This is a genomic window from Paenibacillus barengoltzii G22 (genome assembly GCF_000403375.2).
GTDB lineage: Bacteria > Bacillota > Bacilli > Paenibacillales > Paenibacillaceae > Fontibacillus > Fontibacillus barengoltzii.
This window is the reverse complement of sequence record NZ_KE159654.1, coordinates 594,570-613,284: the sequence shown is the minus strand read 5'-3', so window position 1 is coordinate 613,284 and position 18,715 is coordinate 594,570. Positions and strand designations below refer to the sequence as shown.

General features: G+C 51.4%; 12 protein-coding genes. 8 read left to right on the top strand and 4 right to left on the bottom strand.

What is annotated here, in order from left to right; translation table 11 throughout:
* Positions 1 to 463: 463 nt before the first annotated feature.
* Positions 464 to 1,381 (bottom strand): transposase, encoded by a 918-nt coding sequence (locus C812_RS17495; protein ID WP_016313997.1) that lies wholly within the window; start codon positions 1,379 to 1,381, stop codon positions 464 to 466.
* Between the two features lie 509 nt (positions 1,382 to 1,890).
* Between C812_RS17495 and C812_RS17490 the strand changes: the two genes are divergently transcribed.
* Positions 1,891 to 2,463: a GNAT family N-acetyltransferase gene (locus C812_RS17490; protein ID WP_016313996.1), complete on the top strand. Its 573-nt coding sequence runs from the start codon at positions 1,891 to 1,893 to the stop codon at positions 2,461 to 2,463.
* A gap of 52 nt (positions 2,464 to 2,515) precedes the next feature.
* Here the strand turns inward: C812_RS17490 and C812_RS17485 are convergent, their stop codons facing one another.
* A complete protein-coding gene (locus tag C812_RS17485; protein WP_016313995.1) occupies positions 2,516 to 4,150 on the bottom strand; it encodes a methyl-accepting chemotaxis protein in 1,635 nt (544 codons plus the stop codon).
* A gap of 237 nt (positions 4,151 to 4,387) precedes the next feature.
* On the opposite strand from C812_RS17485, the gene rnr reads away from it, so the two are divergent.
* From rnr to C812_RS17450, 7 genes are all read left to right on the top strand, one after another.
* Positions 4,388 to 7,120 carry a ribonuclease R gene (gene rnr / locus C812_RS17480; RefSeq protein ID WP_016313994.1) on the top strand — a complete coding sequence of 911 codons (2,733 nt, stop codon included), beginning with the start codon at positions 4,388 to 4,390 and terminating at the stop codon, positions 7,118 to 7,120.
* A gap of 140 nt (positions 7,121 to 7,260) precedes the next feature.
* A complete protein-coding gene (locus C812_RS17475; RefSeq protein WP_016313993.1) occupies positions 7,261 to 8,355 on the top strand; it encodes a GntR family transcriptional regulator in 1,095 nt (364 codons plus the stop codon).
* Positions 8,356 to 8,487: 132 nt separating this feature from the next.
* Positions 8,488 to 9,879 carry an ABC transporter substrate-binding protein gene (locus C812_RS17470; RefSeq protein ID WP_016313992.1) on the top strand — a complete coding sequence of 464 codons (1,392 nt, stop codon included), beginning with the start codon at positions 8,488 to 8,490 and terminating at the stop codon, positions 9,877 to 9,879.
* Positions 9,880 to 9,970: 91 nt separating this feature from the next.
* A complete protein-coding gene (locus C812_RS17465) occupies positions 9,971 to 10,864 on the top strand; it encodes a carbohydrate ABC transporter permease (RefSeq protein ID WP_016313991.1) in 894 nt (297 codons plus the stop codon).
* 38 nt (positions 10,865 to 10,902) lie between these two features.
* Positions 10,903 to 11,742, top strand: a complete 840-nt coding sequence (locus C812_RS17460; protein WP_016313990.1) for a carbohydrate ABC transporter permease — start codon at positions 10,903 to 10,905, stop codon at positions 11,740 to 11,742.
* 44 nt (positions 11,743 to 11,786) lie between these two features.
* Complete coding sequence (locus C812_RS17455) at positions 11,787 to 14,216, top strand: family 43 glycosylhydrolase (RefSeq protein ID WP_167669334.1); 2,430 nt, start codon at positions 11,787 to 11,789, stop codon at positions 14,214 to 14,216.
* Positions 14,217 to 14,238: 22 nt separating this feature from the next.
* Positions 14,239 to 16,002 carry a glycoside hydrolase family 2 protein gene (locus tag C812_RS17450; RefSeq protein WP_016313988.1) on the top strand — a complete coding sequence of 588 codons (1,764 nt, stop codon included), beginning with the start codon at positions 14,239 to 14,241 and terminating at the stop codon, positions 16,000 to 16,002.
* A gap of 153 nt (positions 16,003 to 16,155) precedes the next feature.
* Here C812_RS17450 and C812_RS17445 read toward each other — a convergent pair whose 3' ends face one another.
* Positions 16,156 to 16,839 carry a GNAT family N-acetyltransferase gene (locus tag C812_RS17445; RefSeq protein ID WP_167669333.1) on the bottom strand — a complete coding sequence of 228 codons (684 nt, stop codon included), beginning with the start codon at positions 16,837 to 16,839 and terminating at the stop codon, positions 16,156 to 16,158.
* Between the two features lie 211 nt (positions 16,840 to 17,050).
* On the bottom strand, positions 17,051 to 18,466 hold the full coding sequence (locus C812_RS21635) for an NAD-dependent epimerase/dehydratase family protein (protein ID WP_016313986.1): 1,416 nt from the start codon (positions 18,464 to 18,466) through the stop codon (positions 17,051 to 17,053).
* Positions 18,467 to 18,715: the final 249 nt, after the last annotated feature.

Here is an 18,715-nt window from a genome sequence, read left to right as displayed (position 1 = left end):
TATAGGGTCTCTGTCCGCCTCCCTTAAGAATTATCCCGTTGCGTCAGAACGTCTGCGCGTATAAATAACATAACGCCTCAAATATGCCTCACACGCGCTTCAAATACTTCATACATGCTTCATACGCGTTCCATACACAGCCTCATACACGTTCCATACGCAGCTTTATGCCGTTCCATACGGCAGCCTTCATACGCGTTCCATACACAGCTTCATATACGCTTCATACGCGCCTCATCGCCGCATACCCGTCTCATACATACGTTTCACCCTTCATACTCACCAATAATTCCAAGTCGCTCCTACTAACCCCTAAATAACCAACCTGTAGATAAATCTCTGAATAGCCTCTTAATAGCCACAAGATAGCCCCAAGGTAGTAACACACGATAGACCTCAATAGACCCCGATTGACCCCGATAGCACCTCATTGGCCCATTTCCTGAACGTTCTGGTGCTTCGATTAAGCGGCAGCATTAATCGCCATGAAATGATTCTGATGATGGGCGATCAATTTGCGGTAAGGGATCGCTGGAATAGACAAGCACATCTGCAGCAAGCTCTGACGCATTGCTTCCTCGGAAAAGGACATGCGAAGGTAACGGCGGACGGTGTACTCATTCAAATAGGCTTGCAAGTGAGTTAGCCCCAAGGCAACATACGTGCGCTTCAGCGAATTCCACGCCGCTCTAACTTCTGTGCGCAAAGGCAAATACAGTCGAAATGCCAAAGGGAATGACTGAACGGTGGAGGTCGGGACATCGACATGCTTATGGATGAACGCGGCGACATCGTGCTTGTTGGCTCGTTGTCCGTCTCCTCTTTTATGTGAAATCAATTGGATCTTTACTCGCTCCGGCTCGCCAGATTCCGTGACCGTGCATCCGGCGACAACCGGGGTGGCATAAGGCTGAGCAACCGGATGATAGCGTAACGAATCATACGCATATTGATCGCAGTTGACCTTCACGTCTCCAGAAAGGAGTTGCTGGGCATCGCATTCGCTGAGGGTGTGACGGATTTTGTGCAGCATGAGCCAGGCGGTCTTGTAGGTCACTTCAATGATCTGACTCAGCCGCAGCGCTGAGATGCCATCGGGAAGCAGGAATAACTCGAGGGCACGAAACCACTTTACCAGGGGCAGATGGGTTCTTTCAAAAATTGTACCAACCAAAGGCGACGCTTGATAGCCGCATCGTCCACACTCGAACAAAGGAAGTCGGCGGGAGGACAGGCGGGTGCACTCCGTATAAGCACAACGCGGGCAAACGAAGCCGTTTGGCCACTTCATCGAAATAATCGCCTCAATGCAATCTGCCTCACTTTGAAAACGGCTGCTGATTGATGAAGGTCCCGAAATCGTATTCATACCTAACTCCATTCCTGCTCCCTCCAATTCAAACAACATTAAACCAACGTACGAACGTACATTCCTTTTCCTTCATTATACCAAACGTATGTTCCTATATCAAGAATTAAATTCCATTTTTAACCTAATTCTCTATTTAGCTCTCAGATGATCACCATTCCATATAGGTTGATATCCTCGTAAAACATCCCATCTGAACCAAAGGGATAATCAGTTAAAGAGGGGGAGGAATGGGATAAGGGTGGACTTGATGACAGCGAAAAATGTAAATAAAGAGGGAGATCCGTATTGCTTCAACAAAGAACTGACCGACAACGACAAAAGTATAAGCGCCCGAATGATACCGCTCTGCACGTCGTGAAGACACGGTAAGAGAACCTTGTTTTTAGTTATGAAAGAAAAGTGTAACAATATTGAAAGGAATTATTTAGTAATATATGTTAGATTATGTAGGATTTTCGTGGTTCAATATTCGTTAAAATATTACAATTTTGGTACATGCAATGAGAGGAGGAAGGAATTTGTACAAGCTAGTGGAAACGCTGGAGGAAGGAACCTTGTTTCACTCGATTTGGATGGAGGCCTGGATGGAAAAAGGCTTTGAGCCGGAGTTTGCTGAGAACGTCTTAGGTCGTTGTCTCGTCTATGACGAGGCGGGGGTACCGGTGGGCACCGTAGAGTTTAAACCCTATGTCCCGAAATCGGACGGGCTGTTAAATCAATTGGCGCCATTTGACGATCATCCGGCTGTCCTATGCTCTGGGCCAGGGGAGATTGCTGAGGTGGATAAAGTCGCGTTGCTGAAGCAGTATCGCGGCCGCAACCTGAACCGATTGCTTGCAACGATCGTGTTGTTTGCCGAGCAGAACGGGATTCGCCATTACGTCACCTTGCTTGAGCCCACCTTGTTCCGAGCGCTTCGGATCTCTTTTCATGTACCATTGACCCAGGTCGGGGAACGCCAATTCTATAAAGGGGATGACGTCATACCGGCCATTATTCATGCCTCAGAGTTTTATGAGCATCCAGAGCGGTTTGACTGGTATTTAGAAACGATCAAGTCCATGAATTTGAATACGGTCTTATCTACATAATCCATATAAAAAAGGCTTGCCTCTTAGGCAAGCCTTTTTTGCGTGGTTGTTGCTAGCCTACTGAAACGGGTTCTTTGGCAGGTTCCGCCGAAACGGAAACCTTCTCAGCTTGATTCGTCTTCACTTCTGGGGTTGCCGAATTCGAAGTAGGTTCGTTTCCGTCTGAAACGGAACCGGACGGCACCGTTGGTGGTTGAGGGGTACTTGTCGTAACCCCTGCGGCCGTGTTTGATAGGCTGAGAATCAAGTTGTCGAGATCTTGATAGTGTCTTACAATCTCGTGAATTTTGCTGTCTTGCGCTTCGATGCCAGCTAGGATTTGCTGAGCGGCACTCATATTGTGCTCGGTGCTCTCGGCAATCTCCATTACTTCTGCCATAATGCTGGTATACCGGTCCTGCATCTGCCGTACCGAGCGATCGACTTCACCCGATTGTTCATTCACTGTGCGGGCATTGTCAGACACTTTGCCCATGTAGCTTTGGACTTCTTGGGCTTCTTCCTGTCCGGAATGAACCGCTGTGGAGCCGAGGGTGATCTGTTCAGCAACGTTGTTGATTTGCCCAATGACGTCTGCCAGAATATCGTTAATCCGCTGGGTGGCTTGCTGTGAGTTCTCTGCCAGTTTGCGAATTTCTGAGGAGACCACCGCAAAGCCTTTGCCATGCTCTCCGGCATGAGCCGCTTCAATCGCAGCGTTCATCGCCAGCAGGTTCGTTTGGGCAGAGATGCCATGGATTGTATCAACAATTTGGCTGACTTGTTCGTTTTGATCCCGAAGCTTCTGCATTTGGGCGACGGTGTCGTTAATGATTTGCTGCAGATGCTGTATATGTGCGGATAAGGCGTTCATCTTCGCCCCGGCGGCTTCCGTATTATTCAGCATGTCCGTGGATAACTCTTGAAGACGGGCCGAGATCTCGGCGGTGACCTCTACGGCTCCCCCAACCTCCTGCACCGATTGAGTCGTAGATTGTAACCCCAGTGTCTGCCGTTCCAAGGTTGAAGAGACGCTGCCAAAGGTCGTTGTAATTTCTTTGGAGATGGAACCTGTGACGGTTACGTTCTCCCGCAGCTGAGTGCTCAGACGCCCCAGCACATCCAGTGAAGCTTGCAGTTTCGAAAGCAGCTCGTCACTGCGGCGTTTTGCCTCCATCGTGTCCTTCTGCTGAGTTAATACATCCTTCTGCAGACGTTCGCTGAACCGGGCAGCAAAAGCCAGAGCAACGGTCAGGAACGCCAGGAACAGCAGCAAGTAGCTCAGCGACTCGCGGGGGAATAATTTATCGTGGTAGAAGGGAACGTTGAAAAAATAAATGGTAATCCCCATCCCCAAAACACCAGACAAAATGATCGGTTTGTAGTTCGAATACAACGTCATGATGCCGATACACACGTAGACGAGCAAATACGTGCTGATGATCGGATCGGGATCTTGATAGATCAGCAGAAAAGTCAATAATGAGGTAATTACGGGAATGACAAACATGACGTAGCGGGTTCCTTTGTTGGCGTAAGTCATGTAGGTTGCGATGGAGCAACAAATTCCGCCGACGATGATCAAGGTCAATAAAACTTTACTGTCCACCTGAATCATAATGTCGGTTAGGACGCCGAGTGCGACCATCCCCCATATAATTTTGACGAATAACTTATTGCGTCGTTGCAGAATTTGATTATTCTCCATACCCTCTCCCTCTCCTAATTCGTGGAATTCCTACTTTATAATGTCGGTTGCTTTTTCATAAAAATGAAGGCTCTTTCATGAAATTCAAGCGATTTCATCCATTCCCGGGCGAAAACGGATGCCAAACCCGAATTTCGTGTATACTAGGGGATATACACCGCGAGGAAGATCATGGAAACATCATGCAAAATAACACCCCGGCCCCTGCGGGACGAGCCGGGTTTGAGGTGAAATCATTTGAAAGTAATTACGGAAGAAGAATTGCTCGCTTTTATGCGGGAAACGGCATATAAACCGATGACGTATCAGGAGTTGGAGGAGCATTTTGGGATCACCGATGCTGCCGATTTCAAGGAATTCCTGAAAATGCTCAACCGGTTAGAGCAAAATGGACAAATTATTCTTACTCGCACTCATCGCTATGGGGTTCCGGAACGCATGGACCTGGTGCGCGGGCGTTTGCAAGCCCATCCCAAGGGCTTTGCGTTTCTGATCCCGGAGGATCGTGATCATCCAGACGTCTATATTCATGCCAATGATTTGAAGAGTGCGATGAACGGCGATACGGTGCTGGTGCGCGTCAGCTCCAAGAGCGCGGCCGGCGGCAAGCTGGAAGGTGAGGTTGTACGCATTGTACATCGGGCCATTACGCAGGTGGTGGGCGTCTTCCAGAACAATGAATCGTTTGGTTTTGTGATTCCAGACGATAAACGGATTAATAAGGATCTGTTCATCCCGCGGGAAGGCTTTGGCGGTGCAGTTGATGGCGAGAAAGTCGTGGCTGAAATCGTAGAGTATCCCGAGGGACGGTCTGCGGCGGTTGGGCGAGTCATCGAGATTTTAGGGCATAAGGACGATCCGGGCGTTGATATTTTGTCGATCATCCGCAAGCATCAGTTGCCGGAAGCTTTTCCGGATGACGTGATGGCGGAAGCGCAGGAAGTTCCCGACGTGATCGATGAGGCGGAGATCATTCGTCAAGGCCGGCGGGACTTACGCGACAAAGTGATCGTGACGATCGACGGTGAGGATGCGAAGGACCTGGATGACGCCGTAAACGTTGAGCGTCTGCCCAACGGGAATATTAAGCTGGGCGTCCATATCGCGGACGTTGGGTATTATGTGCGAGAGAATTCAAAGCTCGATCAGGAAGCTTATAACCGCGGCTGCAGCGTATACTTGGTGGACCGCGTTATTCCGATGCTGCCGCACCGCTTGTCCAATGGGATCTGTTCGTTGAATCCGCAAGTGGATCGGTTCACGTTGTCTTGTGAAATGGAGTTTAACGAGATGATGAAGGTCGTGAAGCACGATATTTTCACCAGCGTGATCCGTACGAAGGAGCGAATGACTTACACGAACGTGCGCAAGATTCTGGAGGAGGAAGATCCAGAAGTTACGGAACGGTATGCGGATCTCGTGGATACGTTCAAATTGATGAAGGAGTTGGCGCTGAAGCTGCGGGCAAACCGCATGCGGCGCGGGGCGGTCGACTTCGACTTCGTGGAATCGAAGGTGATCGTGGATGAGAACGGCAAGCCGGTGGATATCGTGAAGCGCGAGCGTTCGATCGCGGAACAGATCATCGAGGAGTTCATGCTGGCCGCGAACGAAACAGTGGCGGAGCATTTTTATTGGCTGAAAGTTCCGTTTATTTATCGGATCCATGAGGATCCGGATCAAGAGAAGTTAATGAATTTCCTGGCGTTCGTCGCTAACTTCGGTTATACGGTCAAAGGCGGCAAGGGCAATAAGGTGCATCCGCGTGCGCTGCAAACACTGCTCGAGGATATTCAGGGAACGAAGGAGCAGACGGTGATCAGCACGATGATGCTGCGTTCCATGAAGCAGGCGAAGTATGATGCGGAAAGCACCGGGCATTTCGGGCTGGCGGCGGAGTTCTATACGCACTTCACCTCGCCGATCCGGCGGTATCCGGACTTGGTCATCCACCGGGTCATCCGCGAGGTGATTGAGGGCGGCGGGACGCTAAGCGAAGCGCGGATGGAGTATTTGGCCAGCCGCATGCAGGACATTGCGCAGCAGTCGTCTGAGCGGGAGCGCGTCGCCGTGGAGGCGGAGCGCGATACGGAACAGCTCAAGAAAGCGGAGTTCATGCTGGACAAGGTCGGGGAGGAATTCACCGGCATTATCAGCAGTGTAACGAGCTTTGGTATGTTCGTCGAGCTGGAGAACACGGTGGAAGGGCTGATCCGGCTTAGTGCGATGACGGATGACTATTATCATTTCCACGAGCAGCATATGGCGCTGATCGGGGAACGGACGTCGAAGATCTATCGGATCGGCGACGAGGTGAAAATCCGCGTGGCCCGCGTGAATATGGATGACCATACGATTGATTTTGAGATGGTCGACATGAAGCCGCGGCAACGCGGGGATTTCGCCGGCGGGCGCGGCGACGGCGGCTGGGGCGGCCGGGGCAACAAGGCCGCCAAGGGCAAGGACGCCGGCCGAGGCAAAGCCGGCGGCGGCAAAGGCAAGGGCGGCCGCGGCGCTGGCAAGCCCGGCCGTGCTGCGGCGGCGGACTTCGTCGCCGCCGATGAGGCCGCCGGGGCGGGAACCCCCGGCGGGAAGCGCGGCAAGCGCGGCGGCGCTGCCAAAGGCAGCGGCGGCATCGCGCTTGGCCGCGCGGAGGCCCGCGCAGACAGCAGCGCGGGCGAGGACACCGGCGCCGCGGCGAGCGCGCCGGCGCCGATATTTGGCTTCGGCTCCGGCAAGGGAGGCTATGCCTCCGGGACGGTCGCCGTCGCCCGCGATGCCGGCCCTCGATACCGGACCGGCGAGGGCAAAAGCTCGCGGCGCAAGAAGACGTCCGCGAGCGGGATTTTCATCGGCGCCCGCGACGAGGGCGCCGGGGAGGCCGCCCCAAGCCGCAAACGGGGCGGCGGCAAGGGCAAGAACGGCGGCGGGAACGCCACCGCCGCGTTTGTTCGCAAGAAGAAAAAGTGAGCCATCCAGGTACGTCTCTCAGGTGAGGGGCGTACTTTTTTTTCGTTTCATTTACGACTTTAGATCTTCTCATAGACAAAAATAAAATAAATAATATACTAAGTATATATATGTTATATCTGGTTCAGTGGGAGTGGTCTATGGTGAAGAATTTACCCCTATATAAGCAGATTCAGGACGATATTAAGGAACGCATCCTATCCGGGGAGCTCAGACCAGGGGATCGTATTCCGTCGGAGAAGGAGCTGGCCGAGGAGTATCATGTCAGCCAAATCACGAGCAAGAACGCTTTGATCGGCCTGGCGGATGAAGGCATTTTAACCCGGCATCAAGGCAAGGGGACCTTCGTGAATGAAGAGGTGTGGAAGGTCTTGAACACGGCTGGAACGGCACAGCGTACGGGGACAACTTACAAAGGCACCATTGGCTTGATTATCCCAACGCTGCAAACGAAGGTGGAGCAGCGGATCGTGGACAATATCGAACGGTTTGCCTGGGCGTCCGGTTACCAACTCACGCTTAGCATTTCAAGGGAATCGCAACGGAACGAGAGCGAAGCGATCGAAGCGTTTAATCGCAACGGCGTGAAGGGGATGGTGATCTTTCCGACGGAGGAGGAGAACTACAACGAGGATATTTTGCGCCTGTCTATCGACAAGTTCCCGCTGGTTCTGATCGACCGCTATTTGAAAGATATCAAAACCTACAGCGTCAGCGCGGATAATGAGAAGGGCACCTTCAACGCCGTGAGCTACTTGCTGGAGCAGGGGCATCGGAATATCGCCTTGATCTCTCCGGTGATCACGAATACCGTCACGGAAGACCGCGCGGCCGGTTTCGAACGGGCCTTCTATCAGAACCAATTGCCGATCAACAAAAACCAATGGTGCATCCTCAATATCAACGATATCCATAACGGAAACGGCGAGGAAATGATCTATGACTTCTTCCGTTCGCATCCCGAGATTACAGCAGCCTTCGTCATGAACGCTCAGCTCACAAACTATGCCTATGATGCGCTGCTTCGTTTGGGAAAGAAGGTGCCGGAGGATTTTACGCTCTTCGGATTCGACGAGCCAGGGAGACCCGGCATCCACTATGTGGAGCAGGATATCGCTACGATGTGCAAGCATACCGTGGAATGTTTGCTGGAGCAGATGGAGGGGCGCTCCAATCCGCGAAGAGTGACGGTTCCTGTAGAATTGATTATAAAAAATATAATATATACTAAATAAAGTATACTAATATACGGACGGATATACTAAAATGCAAAATGTAAAGCGGTTACAGTCCTGCAAAGATAAGCTGAGTAAACCGTTCGTAGCCGCGATACCCATTTACGAGAATTCAATAGGGAGGTTATGCACGTGAAAACCAATCGCTTGGCAATCATCGCGGTGTGTTTGGTCATGTCCATGTTGGTAGCGCTTACAGGATGTGGGTCCAGCTCTAGCAGCAACTCGGGCTCGTCCAATGCCTCGCAGGAAACGGGAAACCAAAATGACAGCGCATCCAACGGTCAGCAGACAACCTCAGACGAGAAGGTGGAAATTTCCTTCATGGGGCATGGAGATCCTAACGAGAAGAAAATTTTTACCGCCTTAATTCAATCCTTTGAAAAAAAATATCCCAACGTGAAAGTAAACTACACGAGCGTACCGCCGGCGGAATACCATCAGAAGCTTACGACGCTGGTAGCCTCCGGGAAAGCGCCGGATATCTTCTATCTCTCTGGACCAGCCTTCTATAAATATGCGGAAGCCGGTACGATTCTCAACATTCAAAGCTACTTGGATAACACGGAGTTATTTGATCCCAACAACGTATGGAAGCAAGGGCTTGACCGTTACCGGTATGACGGGAAGACGCTGGGCACCGGAGATTTATACGGACTTCCGAAGGACGTAGGTCCATGGGCGATGGCCTACAACAAGGATCTCTTTGATGAAGCCGGAGCGGAATATCCTTCGGCGGAGCCGGGCGGTTGGACTTGGGACGATTACCTGAAAGCCGCTCAAGCGGTCACGAAGGATACGAACGGCGACGGTAAGGTCGATATTTTCGGCGGAGCGGGCTTCCCTCTGGAAGCTGCCGTATGGGGCAACGGCGGAGATTACATCGACTATGCGACAGGGACGATCAAGGTGGATTCGCCGGAGTTTGCCGAAGCGATGCAATTTATTGCCGATCTCAATCTGAAGCATCATGTCAGTCCTTCTGCGAACGATGAGAAGGCGATGAACAGCTATTCGCGGTTCGTTGCGGGCAAAATCGGCATGTTCCCGCTTGGCCCTTGGGACCAACCGGCTTTCTGGGATTTGCCTTTCAACTGGGATATCGCGCCATGGCCAGCCAGTCCGAACACGGGAAAAACGTCGACTTGGCTGGGCTCGATGGGCTTCGCCCTCTCCAGCAAATCCAAGCATCCACAAGAAGCGTTTAACCTGGCGGCCTTCTTGTCCCTGGACCCTGAAGGTCAGAAGCAAAACATGGATCTGGGTCAAGCTGTCCCGAACCTGATTGATATGGCGACCAATGATTACTTAAACAACGGCAAAGCGCCGGAGCATAAGCAGGTCTTCCTTGACATTATCGAATATGGGCGTCCGACGGTCGAATACGGTTCCAAGGACACGCAATGGCTGGATACCTTCAACCAAGAAGCCAGCAAGGTGTGGACCGGCAAGCAGACGGCAGCCGAATTCGTCAAAGAAATTGCGCCTAAGTTGCAAGAGCTGTATGACAAAGGGAACAAGTAACCTGGTATAACAACGAACAAAGGAAGGTGGAAGCCAGAAATCGTACTGCTTTCACCTTCTCTTAATTCTTTCGCGGGAAGGAAGAAGGGTCATGACCAATAAAATCCCCGGTTTTCGGCGCAAGGAGATCCTATGGGCTTACGGCTTCGTCGCGGTGCCGGTGCTCGGCTTCCTGATTTTTGGCCTTGCTCCGTTAGTCGCATCTGCCGTATTGAGCCTAACCCAGTGGGACATGGTATCATCCCCCAAATTTGTTGGATTGGCCAACTACGTGGACTTGTTTAAGGACGAAAAAGTATACAAATCACTGTTCAACACGGTGTTTATGCTGATTGGCATTCCGCTCGGCATGCTCTTGTCGCTGCTGCTGGCCATCCTCATGAACCAGAAAATCAAAGGGATTTCGGTGTTTCGGACGATCTATTACATCCCGGTGATCTCGCCGATCATCGCGGTCTCCCTCTTGTGGCAATGGATCTTAAACCAAGACTACGGGCTGCTGAATCAGATGTTATGGAACTGGTTCCATATCACCGGCCCGAACTGGCTTGGTGATCCGCATTGGATCAAGCCTTCCTTGATTTTGATGGGGCTGTGGGGCGGCATCGGCGGCAATATGGTGCTCTATCTGGCCGGGTTGCAATCGATCTCCCGAAGCTACTATGAGGCGGCTGAGGTGGACGGGGCGAACGGGTTTCAGAAATTCACCAAGATTACGTTTCCGCTCCTATCGAACATCCACTTTTACATTGTAGTCATGGGCGTCATCGGCACGTTCCAGGCGTTCAGCCAGATCTATGTGATGGCGGCGGACGGCGGTCCCGAATTCAGCGCGGCGACGGTGGTCTTCTATATTTACCAGCATGCGTTTGAGTATTTCAATATGGGCTACGCCAGCTCGTTGGCCTGGGTGCTGGGCATCATTATCTTCATCCTGACGCTGCTCCAATTCCGTTTGTCCAAACGTTGGATCTACAACGATTAGGAGGCGTACCTTGAGACTTAAGCAATGGAGGCGTGATTATGCTGCTGAAACGTCGAATAACCCTGAGCATTAATGTCCTGATCTTATTGATTGGTTCGATCATCATGCTGGCCCCGCTGGCCTGGTCGCTCTCCACCTCCCTGAAGGAGAAGAAAAATGTCTTCGACCTTCCGCCCAAATGGATTCCGGACCCGATGACGTTCGCTAACTATAAGGGCGTTTGGTCCGAGGCGCCGATTTTACACGGCTTTCTCAATAGTGCGTTGATCGTCGTTTTCGTCCTGACGATTGGTTTGTTTATTTCGACGATGGCGGCTTATGCGTTTGCCAAGGTGGATTTTCCGTTCAAAGAAACGATCTTTATGTGCCTGCTCGGCACGATGATGATCCCGTATTCGGTGACGATGATCCCGCAGTTTATCGGGTTCTCCGAATTGGATTGGGTGGACACATTGCTGCCGCTAATTATCCCCGGGCTATTTGGCAACATTGTGGTGGTATTTTTCCTGCGGCAATTTATGCAAGGCTCGATTCCCACAGAGTTGATTGAGGCCGGGAAGCTGGACGGGAGCGGATTCTTTCGGACGTTCGCCCAAATCGCGCTGCCGATCGCCAAACCGGCGATTGCAGCTCAAGCGGCGCTGGGCTTCATGGGGATCTGGAACGACTTCCTCGGCCCATTGATTTATTTGCACACACCGGAGAAGCAGACGATCCAAGTTATGATTGCTTCGCTCCAATCGATGTACATCAGCAATTCGGATTATCCGCTGATTATGTCCGCCTCCGTGATTGCTATGGTTCCGGTTATTCTGGTGTTCTTCTTCTGTCAGAAATATTTTGTTGAGTCGCTGGCGATCAGCGGGTTGAAGGGATAGGGACGAATATGAAGCATCACATGCCCAGGAGCAGGAAGATGTGGATGCTGGCAAGTCTATGTACCGCCCTATGTCTGGCTTTGATTCTCGGTTCATGCAGCTCGAACGAAGAGGTGAAGATCGAAATGTACAGCGAACAGAGTCCTACTTATCAGAACCCTTTTACCCTGCCTGAGGAATGGGAGGATTACGGGATCGGGGATCCCTATATTCTTCGCCATGACGGGAAGTATTATCTCTACTGCAGTACGAAGGACGGCCGCCCCGGGATCAAAGGCTGGAGCTCCGAGGATCTCATTCATTGGACGCCCGAAGGTCTGGTCACCGAGGATCCAATCACGACAGGGGCCTATGCCCCCGAAGTGGTGTATTGGAACGGTTATTTCTATATGTACACCTCGCCGGCGGGGAACGGGCATTACGTGTTACGAAGCGACAGTCCAACCGGGCCGTTTGAGGTTCAAACGGAAAATTTGGGGCTCAGCATCGACGGCTCGGTTTTTATTGATGATAACGGCTCTTGGTATTTCACGCATGCCGGCGATCAGGGCATCGTTATTCATCCGATGACGGATCCTTACACGATGGATATCGGGACAACGACCAACGCTTATCTCGGCCACTGGACGGAAGGCTCGACCCTGATCAAGCGAAACGGCACTTATTATATGACCTACACCGGAAATCATGTGTTCAGCAAAGGCTATCGAATTAACTATGCCGTGGCGCATGGCGACCCAACGGGAGAGTATCAGATTCCGGAAAATAACCCGCTGGTCATCCACACCTCCGGTTCTTTTGCAGGGCTGGGTCACAGCTCGAGCTTTGTAGGGCCGGATTTGGATTCCTACTATATGGTGTATCACAATTTAGTTGGCGCTTCCGCAGAAGGTCCGCCGGTGCGGCAAATGGATATCGACCGCATCGTCTTTAACGGCGATCGCATGAAAGTGCTGGGGCCGACGAATACTCCTCAGCCGGTGCCCAAGCAAGCGGATTTCCAAAGCCGGTTGGATAAGGCGGGAGCCAAGGCGAGCTGGGACGAAGAGGTGCTGCCGGACGGCGCTCGCAGATGGCTGAGCAAGGTAAATACCAGCGCTGGCTTTACCGCCGAATACAACCTGAGCTTGAAGCAGCCGGTGGAGGATGAAGAGGCTTATGCCGATGCAATTTTTGCCTATGTAGATTCGGACAATTACTGGTCTGCGCGCTTGAAGCCCGCAATCGGGGAGCTGTTGGTGGTGCAGGTCAATCAGGGGCAGGCGCAGACGCACGGCAGTTTCTTATTACCGGAAGAGTTCGACTATACGAAGCTTCATACGGTTCGAGTGGAAAATGACGGGAGCTCGGTGCGCGTTTACTTCGACCAGATGCAGAAGTTCAACCTGCCGCTGCAAGCCGCAGTGCAGGGGCGGATCGGGTATGCGGCCTTCGGGGCCGATCCTGCACTTTCGTATACCGCGTTCTCCAATGATGTGAACGGGAACAGCGATTTTGAAGTGTATAAACCGCTTCCGGGCAGCGTCGAAGCGGTCCATTACTTGAAGGACGCCGGCCGTGGTTTCCAGGTAAAATCGCCTGCTGCTGCTGAGGTGGAGTATCGGAAGACCGATGGGGTTTCCATTGGCATGGCGGAGGATCGCAGTTATTTTGTGAAGCTGGAGCAGGAAGGGGATTGGCTGACCTATAAGGTTAACGTGGCCCAGGACGGAACTTATGGCGTAACGATGCGCCTGTTGACCTCGAAGGAAGCAGCCACAGTTGAGGTGAGCAGCGGGAATACGAAGCAAACCTTTGAGATTGCACTGGATGCCGATTCCGAGTGGAAAACGATCCAGCTGGGGAAGATGGAGCTCTCGGCAGGTTATCAACCGCTGAAGATCAAGCTGCGCAAGGGGCAAGTCAGCTTCAAAGAAATGACGTTCTACGTCTCGGAGGAAGTGCCAAATGACGAGGCTAATCTGTTCGATTCCGTGGATGCCGAGGATCTCTACGGCGCCCTTGAGGCCATTGACGGCGGATTTAGAGGCAGCGGAGGGCCGGATGATCGCTTGTTCGTCGGCAATACGGCTTGGGATGACTATGAGTTGTCCGTGCAAGTTGACGTTCCGGATGGGATGACCGGGGAAAGCCAGGTCTTCGTTCGTATGACGAACGAGTCTTATTTCCCGCATCAGGTGCAGGACTCGGCGATGGGCTACGCGATCAGCATTTCTGATGGACAGCTGCAGCTGCTGAGGCTCAATTACGGGTCGCTGGCGGTGAGCAGCGGACGCGTTCAGATGAGGCCCGGACAGACCTATACGCTGCGCGTGGCGATGGCGGGTTCCCGCATTCGAGTCTTCTGGGGGCAGGAGGAGGAACCGGTGATGGATTATACGGATTCCGATCCTTTTTTCCATGGAAGAGCAGGCCTGCGGAGTATTGGTTCGACATTGAGCTTTAGGGAGATGCAAGTGAGAGAGACGAGATAGATAGAGGAAAAGGAGTAAACCGATGACAACCCAAATGTATATCAAAGATTACCCCAGACCGCAATTTGTAAGGGAACAATGGATCAATCTGAATGGAGAGTGGGACTTCCGCTTTGACGATGACAATGTTGGCGAGCGGGAGAACTGGTACGTGGATTTGCAGGCCGATCGCAAGATCCGGGTGCCGTTTACGTACGAAACCAAACTGAGCGGGATCGGGGAGGAGACGTTTCACCCTCAGGTATGGTATGAGAAGAAGTTAACGCTCCCAGCCGAGGCGGCGGGGAAGCGGGCGATCCTTCACTTTCAAGCCGTAGATTACCGGGCTAAGCTGTGGGTCAACGGCGTCTATGTCGGGCAGCATCAGGGCGGGTATGCCGCGTTCTCTTTTGACATCACGCCGTATGTGACCTTTGGCAGCGAAAATATACTGTCGGTGAAGGTCGAGGACAGCGATAGCTGCACTCAGCCTCGCGGGAAGCAGCGCTGGCAGAGCGAAAACTTCGAGTGCTTCTACGTCCAAACGACGGGGATTTGGCAGACGGTCTGGATGGAATTTGTGGACTCGGCGCATGTGGATGCCGTGAAAATCACCCCTGACTTCGACCGCCGATCGGTCACCTTCGAATATCAGGTGGCAGGCGATTTGAAGGGCAGCAGCCCGTTGGAGCTGGAGACTGTTATCTCGTTGAAAGGGCAAACGGTAAAGCGGATGCGACTGGTCATCGACCGGCCTTGGCTTCGGGCGGATGCGGATTTGCTGCATGAAGCGTCAGGGCCGTGGAAATTTAGCGAGTGGTCGCCGCAGCGTCCCAATCTATATGATGTGGAGTTTATTTTGTACCGGGACGGTCAGGTCGTGGATCATGTCTATTCCTATTTCGGAGTGCGGAAGATCTCGATTGAAAACGGCAAGGTGCTGCTGAACAATTCGCCGATTTATCAACGCTTGATTCTGGATCAGGGCTATTGGCCGGACTCGCACTTAACGCCGCCTTCCGAGGAAGCGATTCTGGAGGATATTGATAAAATCCTGGCGATGGGCTATAACGGCGTGCGCAAGCATATGAAGATCGAAGACGACCGGTTCTTGTATTGGTGCGACGTCAAAGGGCTGCTCGTCTGGTCGGAGATGGCGGCGACGTTTGAGTTTAATGATGAAGCAGTTGAGGCGTTTACGAAAGAATGGGTGGAAATTGTTCGTCAGCAATACAATCACCCAAGTATTATCACCTGGGTTCCGTTTAACGAGTCTTGGGGGATAGCGAATATTTTGACGGATCGCAAGCAGCAGGAGTTTACCGAGGGGATTTATCACCTGACCAAAGCGATCGACCCTTATCGTCCCGTGGTTACGAATGACGGGTGGGAGCATACGGTATCGGACATTCTGACGCTGCACGATTATGAGGAATCGGGAAGCCGCTTCCTGGAGCGTTATAAGGACATGGAGGCGGTCACCGGGAACAATATTTCGTTTAACAATTGGAAGTATGCACTCGCACAGGGGTACGCCTACCGCGGTCAACCCATTCTCGTAACGGAGTTCGGCGGGATCGCCTTCCAATCCGAGTCGGGTTGGGGCTACGGCAACCAGGTGAGCAGTGAAGAGGCGTTTCTCGAAAGATTCGAGGGCATCACGAATGCGATTAAATCGATTGATACCATCTGCGGCTACTGCTATACGCAAATTACCGACGTGCAGCAGGAGGTGAACGGTCTGTTGACGGAGAACCGTGAACCAAAGGTGTCGATGGAGACGATCCGACGGATTAATCTGGCCTAGTGCTTTGGTTCTTTTCTATCCAATGAAAAAACACCTCCAAGATGCTCTCCCGATCTTATGACAAGGAGCGCATGTTCTTGGAGGTGTTTTTGAGCTGTCTCATCTGAAGCATCCGTCCGCAAAGGGAGCGGCCCCATTATTCGGGTCGGATGTCTAACGCTTCCCGCGAGATTGCTTGGAATTAAATTGAAGCCAGTCTATTCCAGCGCGGGCGATATCCTTAAAGGAGGGGCGTCGAAGGACATAATATGGGACCAGATCGCCTCCCCAACTTGCTTTGGAGTTAGATACGGATTCAATATTTGCACCTGTGAAGTCAAATCCTTTGACACCGATGGAGGTCAGATCCTCAAATTCAAATAACTGCAGCATCTGAACCACACCGTTCTGCAGATGTGCACTCTTGGTTCCGGCGATCCAACCGGTCGCCCATTCAGGATGGAACAGCAGCGATATGTTGGTGCTGACCGGTTCACCTTCCGGTGAATAGCAGATATAGCAGCGGAACGCCTCTTCCCCCATCAAATCTTGTGCCAGCTTCAGATCCTCCACGGAGAGCTGATGACTGAACCCTTGACGCTGTTCGGTTTCGATGAGGCACTGGTAAGCGTGATCCATATTGTTACTTTTTACAGTGTAATATCCTAAAGAAGAAGCTTTCTTGATTTTGTTGCGTATGGATTTGCTGGCCTCTTCAATCTGATAGGGCAATTCCACTTGGTATGTATATCGAACATCGCTCTTGAAGCCTCTCCAGGTAAATGGACGAACATCCTCAATATGCGGGGGGAGATGTAAAATAACTCTCCCTTTCAGCTCCAACAATCGATCAATCATGAGGTTGGCGACCTCATGCCATTGCTTATTCGATCGTGAAGCCTTGCTTGTGGCTGTTGGATAAAAGTAGGTCAAGTGGTAGGGGTTCTGTGGCGGGAGGTACGACCTCCCTTTTGCATCCATGAACAGCAGCATTTCACCGTATACCTCAGATTGGGGAAGCTGCAACCGATGATAATCACTTCGACAATTCCACCGCCGGCGATTAAATTCAGCCCATTTGGACAGTGTTGTTTGCTCCATCATTCCGTTGCTTTGAATCTCCTTTCGTAGGATTGGTTCCGGAAATGAATTCCGCAACGACTCCTTGCCGGGCCAGCCTTTCAATAACAATGCCCGCATCGTTCAGAGAGACATTCGACAGCAGAATTTGTGGGGTGCCGGTCTCGCTTAAACCGATATAATCATTCTCCCTCAGGGTCCGATCAACCGCATGAAGCAACTGTTCATTATCTCTGACCTCGCTCGTGATTGCGAGCAGAACGTAATCCGTATCGAATTTCATCTTGGCTTGAATTCTGGAGTGAATGACCGCTGTGAAAATTTCTGGTTTGAGCACAGGGGTCCCTTCCAGATACAGCTCGTTCTGACTTAGGTAGAGACTTCGAATGTTTCGGGACAGGGCCGAGCCAAGCAATTCATTTTGGATCTGCTCGTCGTTATACAAGGTGGAAGAATTCGTTGAGGTTTTCTTCTTTTTCGTCAAGCTTTGAGATTCCCGCATAAACCATTCGTAGGTTTGGATCAGGCCTTCCTTGAAGGAATACTTTGGCGTCCAGTTGATGGTGGAACGCAGCAACTCGTTATTCAGAACGGATCGGTAGATATCTCCAGGGCGGGAATTCACTCGAATGATACTAGGGAGTGAGGGATGAAGCTCAGAGAGGATCTCAATCAACGTATTGATCGAGTTCTCTGTACAGGTAGATAGATTCATCACTCCCGAATGCTCGGTGCCTGCAGCTAGAAAAATGGCCTCTGCGACGTCTTCCACATAAATAAAGTCGCGTGTCTGCTCTCCGGTTCCATAGATAACCAGCTCTTTCCCATCTCGCACCCGCTCCATAAAGATGGAGACGACGCCGCCTTCGCCGATCGTTCCTTGCCGAGGTCCATATACATTGGCGAAGCGGAAGCATAGCGTGCTTAGGTCGTAGAGCTCTTTCCATTTCTCACAGTAATATTCACCAAGAAGCTTATTAATTCCATAGGGCGATACCGGCTTGCAAAGATAGGATTCGGACAGAGGCATTTCTTGCGTAGTTCCGTATACTGCTGCAGATGACGCAAAAATAAATTTCCGGACATGGTACTTGGCAGAAAGTTGAAGCATGTTCGTAAGGCCTAGAATGTTCGATTTCGTATCAGCGTAGGGGTTCTCCACAGAAGTAACAATATCGACCTGGGCTGCAAGATGAATCACTGCGTCGATTTCATGTTGCTCAAAGACCGCTTCGCAATTCGGACTCTCTACATCCAAAATATAGGAAGTATGAGGAAACTTGATATTATTTACATTGCCGGTTGAAATATTGTCTATAATGACAACCTGATGTCCTTCTCGAAGAAATCTCTCGGCAACAAAGGAACCGATAAAGCCGTAGCCTCCTGTGATTAAAACTTTCACAATTTCCACCCCATAGTTGACTCAATTGGTTACTTATCCATAAGTTAATCATAGCTTTTTCCAAATCTGGTGTAAACACGAAGTGGAACTTTTATACTATTTCTTTATGCCTATTACAATGCAAATGCAAGTCTTCTGAATTCTGTCTGATCTGATGTTGTGCCGGTCGGCTCCTAAATTGTCGTGAGATGATGAGAGAAATGATGTGAGAGTCTGTTCTATGCAGGCAGGAGTGGACCTTAAATTGTC

Coding starts and splice junctions, on each gene's coding strand:
- C812_RS17465 (WP_016313991.1), top strand. CDS start 9,971: ATGACCAATAAAATCCCCGGTTTTCGGCGCAAGGAGATCCTATGGGCT.
- C812_RS17495 (WP_016313997.1), bottom strand. CDS start 1,381: ATGGAGTTAGGTATGAATACGATTTCGGGACCTTCATCAATCAGCAGC.
- C812_RS17485 (WP_016313995.1), bottom strand. CDS start 4,150: ATGGAGAATAATCAAATTCTGCAACGACGCAATAAGTTATTCGTCAAA.
- C812_RS17445 (WP_167669333.1), bottom strand. CDS start 16,839: ATGATTGATCGATTGTTGGAGCTGAAAGGGAGAGTTATTTTACATCTC.
- C812_RS17475 (WP_016313993.1), top strand. CDS start 7,261: ATGGTGAAGAATTTACCCCTATATAAGCAGATTCAGGACGATATTAAG.
- C812_RS17460 (WP_016313990.1), top strand. CDS start 10,903: ATGCTGCTGAAACGTCGAATAACCCTGAGCATTAATGTCCTGATCTTA.
- C812_RS17450 (WP_016313988.1), top strand. CDS start 14,239: ATGACAACCCAAATGTATATCAAAGATTACCCCAGACCGCAATTTGTA.
- C812_RS17455 (WP_167669334.1), top strand. CDS start 11,787: ATGCTGGCAAGTCTATGTACCGCCCTATGTCTGGCTTTGATTCTCGGT.